The 7,336-nt window shown below is 57.1% G+C and carries 7 protein-coding genes; all 7 read right to left on the reverse strand.

Annotated features, from left to right (window positions below):
- Positions 1-191: 191 nt before the first annotated feature.
- The 7 genes from C482_RS03650 to C482_RS03680 all read right to left on the reverse strand — a co-directional run bounded on the left by C482_RS03650 (position 192) and on the right by C482_RS03680 (position 7,228).
- The gene (locus tag C482_RS03650; protein ID WP_006166124.1) at positions 192-1,049 is read right to left on the reverse strand and encodes a hypothetical protein; all 858 of its coding nucleotides are present in this window, start codon (positions 1,047-1,049) and stop codon (positions 192-194) included.
- Entirely contained in the window at positions 1,046-1,573 is a 528-nt protein-coding gene (locus tag C482_RS03655; RefSeq protein ID WP_049896451.1) for a hypothetical protein, read from the reverse strand. The genes C482_RS03650 and C482_RS03655 overlap by 4 nt, the downstream gene beginning before the upstream one ends.
- Positions 1,570-3,375 carry a hypothetical protein gene (locus C482_RS03660; protein WP_006166126.1) on the reverse strand — a complete coding sequence of 602 codons (1,806 nt, stop codon included), beginning with the start codon at positions 3,373-3,375 and terminating at the stop codon, positions 1,570-1,572. Before C482_RS03660 ends, C482_RS03655 begins: the two co-directional genes overlap by 4 nt.
- A gap of 97 nt (positions 3,376-3,472) precedes the next feature.
- Positions 3,473-3,868: a hypothetical protein gene (locus tag C482_RS03665; protein ID WP_006166127.1), complete on the reverse strand. Its 396-nt coding sequence runs from the start codon at positions 3,866-3,868 to the stop codon at positions 3,473-3,475.
- A 123-nt stretch (positions 3,869-3,991) separates the two neighbouring features.
- A complete protein-coding gene (locus tag C482_RS03670) occupies positions 3,992-5,236 on the reverse strand; it encodes a hypothetical protein (RefSeq protein ID WP_006166128.1) in 1,245 nt (414 codons plus the stop codon).
- A 64-nt stretch (positions 5,237-5,300) separates the two neighbouring features.
- Positions 5,301-5,573, reverse strand: coding sequence for a hypothetical protein (locus tag C482_RS03675; RefSeq protein WP_006166129.1), 273 nt, complete (start codon positions 5,571-5,573; stop codon positions 5,301-5,303).
- A 722-nt stretch (positions 5,574-6,295) separates the two neighbouring features.
- The gene (locus C482_RS03680) at positions 6,296-7,228 is read right to left on the reverse strand and encodes a hypothetical protein (protein WP_152421960.1); all 933 of its coding nucleotides are present in this window, start codon (positions 7,226-7,228) and stop codon (positions 6,296-6,298) included.
- Between the last annotated feature and the right edge of the window lie 108 nt (positions 7,229-7,336).

Below are 7,336 nucleotides of genomic sequence, written 5' to 3' on the forward strand. Positions count from 1 at the left end.
CTGTCCTCGAGGTCACCGTCGACGATCTCCCGCACCAGGGCCGGCGGCCATCCGTCAGTCATCCTGATCTACCTCACGAATACGCTCTACAGCAGTTGTGCATTCGATACAGAGGCCGTACCGTGTGGCTATTCGATCAACAATTGACTTACTACAAACGTAGCAGGTCGAATTGAGTGAGGGTAAAGAACTCATTCAGTACCACCATCAGTCACAGCAGGTCCTAACGCACCGACTGGTTCGCCGGCTTCAGGATCAGGCTGGTACGAGTGTTCGACGTCTTCGGTTTCCTCATCCGGCTCGTGCTCGGTGACGTCACCGTCGTCATCAGCATCGTCCGGTTTCGGCATCAGGTCGTCAAGGACTTCCGTTAGCGTCTCTCCGTTCGGTATCGTCGCTTCGTCATAGACGCGATCCTGATGCGCCGTGAGCGCCATCGTCGCACGTCGCACCGCAGATCTGAACTGGTGTTCGAGCGTCTGCTTCCCGGCGGCATCAATTTCCATCTGTCCATAGTAGTCCTCGAGGTCGTACTCAGTACGCAACAACTCATCTGGCTCTTTCGTGCTTCGGTAGATGCCTCGAGCAGAGTGAGTTTCTTCGTCGTACGTCAGCGCGATCAGGAGTTTTGTTCCGGGGTCTCTGGTTGGTGTTTCGATCAGCGATCCCCACGTCACTGTTAGTTCCTTGGCTTCGTCGCGGTCGAACCACTCGATACCGACCCGGATGTCTCGGGGTCGGGGATCGAGCACAAGCAGGCCAGTCTGTTCCGGTGGACGCGCCCGTTTGACAGCAACGGGGAACCCGACAGTGAAACCTATCGCGATGGACACCAGGAGGCCAGCGATGCTGACCGCGATCAACTGCCACGGAACGGACACGCCGTACACGTAGGCACCGACTCCAGCCAGCAGCAGCAGACCAATGATAAAGAATCGCCATCGATGCAGTTCGTCAAGAACGACCTGCACAGTTGAGCGTTCTTCTGTCGAAGCATCAGCCGTTGGCTCAGGCTCGTCAGTCTCCGGGTTGTTCTCTGGTTCAGTCATAGCGGTCTCCGTTTCATCAACTTCGTTGCGAAGTAGTCGATCAGGGTGCCGACAACGAGCACCCCGATCACCGAGCCGATACCAGCAGAGAAAAGCACCTGTCCGGTACTGTGGTCCGTTCCGAAGATGCTGCCTCCTGAGGTTTTGATCGGCAAGCCGTACAACACCTCTTGTGTATCGATTGTTACAGCAGCGTCACCTCGATACTCAGTCACAGGCACCGCAACAGTTGATACGTCATCTTCAGAGACTCGGCGAATCTCGCGATCCACCTCACCTCTTTGCATCTGTCCTCCTGCATCAGTCACTGCAATCTGTTTCGACTCTGTTGAGTAGATCTGGATCACGGCCTCTCCGTCGGAGAGTTCGTAATCGACTATCGCAGTGTCATCGTCAATCCACTCGTATTCGTCAAACTCGATGCTCGAGTTTTCCGTGACGTTCTCGTCTGCCGCAGCCGGGGCACCGACCAAGACGAGCGAGATCAGCACGCAACCGAACAGCAACACAGTGGTTCGTTTCATCGTCGACGAGCCTCTCGAACAGCTCTACCGAAGGGGGAGTTAGCGATCAACCCGATTGCGATTACAACGACACCGGCAGCTATCCCCCAACCGGGTATACCGCCGAAGTCGCCGAAACCGCCTCCTCCCCAGAAGCCGTCATCCTCAAGCGCATCCTCGAGGTCGTCAACCTGCTGGCGCAGTGCTTCCATACGCTCCAGCGTCTCATCGCTGTCTACCTCGGTCGGATCAGCAACATAGTCAATCGACCGAGAGTGTTCAACAGATGGAACGACCTCGACAGTCGCGATCGTCTCACCACTGGAGAGATCAGTCGTTTCAAGCACCCAATCGTCACCATCTTCCACTACGTCAGCAACATCGGCAACGTGCCGCTCTGTATCACCCTCCACGACGACCATCCAGCCGTCGTGATCCGTGGGCTCAGCAATCGGGTCAGGCGGGTCCTCACCAGTCCACAAGACGACACGGCCATACTCTCCAGCCTCTGCCGATACAGATTCGATAGATTCCTGTCCTTCAACGCCATCAGTTCGTAAAATCTCTAGCGGCTCCTCCCCTGACAAGGTAACAGTCTGCCAATCATCATCAATCTCCGAGCCATAGCCGAAATAGGCCATATTGTAATCTTCCGGGTCCAGCGTCATTCCGGGCGCTATCGTCATCGGGTTCCCATCGAACTGCGGGTACAGCATCCCCCACAGCTCATCAGACTGGAGATCGGGATGCGAGATTTGGGCCCGGTAGCCAGCTGAGTCAGGGACGTTCGCTCCAGCCGCCAGGAGCTCAGCAGCGACTCGGGTTTGCTCGTCGCTGTCGGCGAACTCGTCAACAATGTCCTGTGACGACAGCACATCACTAGGATCGATCGCACCCTCGTGCACTCCTTGATAAAGATTCTCGACATACGTATTCAGATCATTCTGAATACCAGCATACGCATCATCAATCTCACTAACAACGCTAGCCATCATGTCGCCATCAATAACCGTCACCGTATCCAGACTCGCGTGCTCAGCCTGCACTACCGGAGTAGACCTCCAGTCCTCATTCTCAGCCGGCATCCACTGGCCTAGCCACGGGGCGGCACCCTGAACATCTCCGTTACGGTCAATGCTCGGAAACACCAACTTCAGCGGCTCATCCCGTTGGTCCAGATCCGTCTCATCCATGGGCAGGTCGACATCGATTTCCCAAAGCACTGAACCGTCACCATCGAACGCATCCGATTGACCAACTTCCAGTGGTTCAGCATAACTTAGATCTGCAACTGCAAAATCTCCGTATTCGAGGTTCAGAGTGTCCTGTAGGCCCTCTTCAACCGTCAAGACGATTTCCTCAGCAAGCGCATTGATCGCCGTATTCCAGCGCTCAACCATGTTGACGATGGATTTCGTCGTCTGTTCACGGTGGGCCTGTTGCGCAGCCTGTGCCACATCAGACTCTGTGCCACCGTTAACAGCTTCACGGACGGACGACGACCGTATTGACTGCCACGCAACCCGACCGTATGGAGTGTTTTGTGGGTCCTCTACACCAAGGAAATCATGCTCCATCTCGTCGACAAACGACTCCCGTCCAGCCGCGACCGACTGCGCCGACTGGTATATCTGCTCAGACAGCACATCATCCGGATCAATATCGGTACTCGGTCGGCTCCAGAGATCAGCAACTGACGCCGTTGTGACTCCAGCAGCCGCACCACTCGCCAGATAGAACGCGACAGCCGCGGGCGCGATCGCCTCGGCACGACCGATCGGAGAATACTGTGGCGCTACCTGACTGCCACCCGCACCGATCACCGCGACCGCGCCAGCCGTCGCACCGATCCGGCGCAGGTACTCCCGCCTGGAGTGTCGAGACTCAGCACTGTTAGATGGTTTTGTACTCATGGTTACGCTATTGCGATAGGACCGCTCCTGCGAGGATCAGGATGACCAAGATCAGCACCGACGTCCACGGTTCATGGGCACCGAGATACTGGTTTACGTAGCCGAGTGCCGAGAAACTGGCATCAACAACAGCCAGTACAGACACAGCCACGATCCCCATTTCCCAGATTTCCATCTGCGAAGGGTCTTGCGTTTCAGATGTGGCAAAAACCAGCACAAGAGCAAGCAGCGTCCCGGTTACTGGTACCCATTCATGCGTTTCTACGAGGCTCTGCACCTCTCCCATTAAACCAGTCGCGAACAAGCCGACGACCGCAAGGATCATCAGCATCAGCGATGTTACAATGTCCAACTGTCCGATACGAGTCGCAAGGCCGCCTCCGTTTCTATGGTGGTTAGCCATACAGTCACAGTCTACTACATTATCTTATACAATCTGGCCGACGAGGTTTTAAATAGGATTAACCGATGCGCGCAGGCACGCTCGACGCCAAGCTATTTTGTTATTTACACCTTACAGGCTAAGCTATCCGTGATTATCGAGCAACCAGTCGTACAGTTCTGCAGCCTCATCTTCGCTACTGGCGTGCGACATGCCTGGTGGTCCTCGGATCTCTCCGATAGCCCATCTAAACGCCACGTCGAGTCGTTTCTCAGCCTCTCTTCCGATCCGATCACACCAGCCGGGGTCACACAGGGCACCTCCAGCGTCCCATATCGGAGATAGGTCACCGTTGCAGTCCTCACAGTCACAACTTCTCTCGTCATCGGGCTCGACGAGGTGCCCGTCTTCGTCGACGACGAGATCGTCGGGATCAGTGGGACCGCCAACGACTTCCCGGGTGATACGCTGGATTGCCTGCCAGCGTCCGTTAGATAGCTCATCGGGGCTGAACTGGTTGTTCGCTAACTCGCCGAACCAGCGGATAGCATGCGATCCGCCCTCCGGGTTGAACGTTAGGTGCGACAGCAGGTACGTGGACACACGAGCCATCGCTTCGTAGCTGTCCTTGTCCGTGAGTTTAAACGGGGTGAGGGTGCTGAGCCTCTTGAAGACCCAGCCGTCGTCAGCATCTGGGTCATTCGGTCCGACATCAGTTGCAAGGCCGAGAATGTGCCAGTGTGGGCTCCAGTAGGTCAGTGACCTCCAGTCGCGTTCGTGTTCACGAATCCACTGCCAAATTCCTCCTTCAACGAGGTCGGCCTCCTTCAGTTCTCGGAACGTCTGTTTCGGTTCGTCTTTGACGCGGTAGCCGTGGAACACTACGCAGCCTCCACGTACTCCTTTCTCAGCAGCGAGGTCGTAGGCGTCTCTCCAGCCCTGTTTTATGTCTACCAGCGACGTGATCGAGCCCGGCGGGGCCGAAGCAACGCAGTGGACAGCACGCTTCTCGATTCCGCTGTCGGCAGCGTCACGGGCAGCAGCTAGGCGTTCTACGATACCAGTGGTTCTGTTCAGGGCCCACGGGTACCAGCAGTCAGGGCAGCCGCGTGTCTGGCACGACGTCGAACCCATCTTCACGTCAGCACAGGAGTCACAGAACTCCATCGGCATCCATTCTCCGCAGCCCGGCGGTTTCTCTGCCATGCCGGGCAACGTTAGGCTGCTGTCGGCGTACACACGCACGTCCGGCATTTCTTCGGGCCATGCTCCAGCTTCGCCTTCGACACGGTCAGCAGCCTTCGTAGCGCCTTTCTCAGACTCTGTCTTGTACGAGTACTGCCGAACGTCCGGCATCAGGGTCCCGAGTTCCGCGTCGTCGGTGCTCATTGTTCCCTCTCTCCGGTCGAGGGATCGTCCTCGAGCCAGTCACCGCCGTAGCGGACACGCGGTGTCATAGTCCTCGCGCCTCCAACGCCTGGCGTACATCTTGGTCGGTTGCCTGTGGGTGTTCCCTCTTTCCGGTCGAGGGATCGTCCTCAAGCCGGTCACCGTCGTAGCGGCCACGTGGTGGCACCAAACGATCTGCGAGCGTTGTTCCCTGTTGTGCCCTCTCTCCGGTCGAGGGATCGTCCTCGAACCGGTCACCGTCGCAGCGGCCACATGGTGGCTCAGTCACAACACGAGAGAACGCGGCGTCGCTGCGGGCACTCGCGGCGCCGCTCATCGTGACTTGACTATGGAGACGACACACCCGAATCGCGTTAGCGGGGCTAACGCTACCGTATTCGGGTGTGTCTACTGTACTTTTCGCGTATTGCAGGGTCCGGTACCGCAACGGCACCGTACAGCCACCGCAACAGCGACCGCACCGCACCGCACACGAATGCCGCGCCACGGGCGCGGCGTGCGGACCGGCTGCCGCGTCAACCCCCCATGGGAGGGGGGTCGCGTTGCGGGTCCGGTCCTCTGGGTCCTCGATCAACAAGCGGAGCTCCTCGAGGAGATCGAGCAGCAAACCCCGACGACCTCGACGAACGTCACCGCTCGTCGCTTCCCTCCTGGTCGTCTGGATCGTCGGGGGTCGAGGGGTTAAGCAATCCCGGCAGAGTTCCATCCGAGCGTGGATGGACTCAGCGGGAACGATATCTCTTCTAAAACAGCTACTGCACCTGATATCGGCGAGATCATCGCCCCACTCAGGCATCGATTCTGACCACGGTAGAGTTAAAACCCTCCGTGGTTGACTGACGTACGTCGGTTGACTGGGCAAACATGGATACTTGGCCTCAACCGGCACACCACCCCAGCCCTTTGTTCTGGGGTGGCGGTTTATCCGGTTGAGTGGAACGTCTGCCCAACGTGTATTAAAAGTGCGGGTTGACACACCCGCCTCGACGTGCGTCTTCGGCGGGTGTTTGTTTGTTGGTATGTTAAAAGAACAGAGCATTAGTTAGCGAACAGATTATGAGCAACAACGTCGGGGTCGTACTCAGTTCGGGATTTCGGTAGCGGATCTAGCGTGAAGTCCCGGTCAGTCAGTCCACCACTATCCTCGTTCTGGTCGTTATAGACAGTTGTAACGTAACGGTCAGTGGTACCGTCAGGGTTGTCCAGACGAAGCGCTTGCAGGTGCTTCACACCGGGCATCGCGCGGATGTGCTTCGACAGGTCGTAGCCGTCTTCGCGATGGCCCACGTACGCCAGCACAGCCTTCTGCTTGGCTGCGAGTCGGGCAAGCCGACCCTGCCGCTCTTTCACTTCGGCTGCACTCGCTGAGTGTTCCGAGTGATCGATGCTGGCGTCGTCGACGAAGATGATCTTCGGTCGGTCCGGTTCCTCGTCAACGCGATCTACTAGATCGTCCATCGATTCAGCACAGTAGTACTCCGTCCACTGGTGATCGATGTATTCGGCGGGAACGTTGCCGATTGCAAGCGTTTCCGGTTCGACGTCCATCTTCGTGTCAATCGCTAAGAACAGCACGTTCGTCTTCCCGTTATCAGTTCCACCACAGAAGTTCAGGATCTGGCCGGGATTCCGCACGATTCCGTACAGTTTCGACAGTTCCGGCACAGCGGTTGCATCGTATCGACGTTCGATCACTCCGTGAGCGAACGCCAGTTGGCTCTGGTTTCCTGAGTGGATTGCGTCTGTGGTTCTCTGCGTTTCCACAGTACCGACTGCTTCGGTGAAGCGTCGTGAGTCCTCGAACTTACCAGAAACCTCGTGGTGGCGCTGTCTCGCCTCCTGACGGAACGAGAGCACCTTACCAAGATCAGAGGGAACACGTCCAGTGTGCGCATGGAGTGTTCCGTTTCTGTCCTCGAGGTCACCGTCGACGATCTCCCGCACCAGGGCCGGCGGCCATCCGTCAGTCATCCTGATCTACCTCACGAATACGCTCTACAGCAGTTGTGCATTCGATACAGAGGCCGTACCGTGTGGCTATTCGATCAACAATTGACCTGTCTCTTATACACATCTCTG

Source organism: Natrialba chahannaoensis JCM 10990 (assembly GCF_000337135.1).
Taxonomy (GTDB): Archaea; Halobacteriota; Halobacteria; order Halobacteriales; family Natrialbaceae; genus Natrialba; species Natrialba chahannaoensis.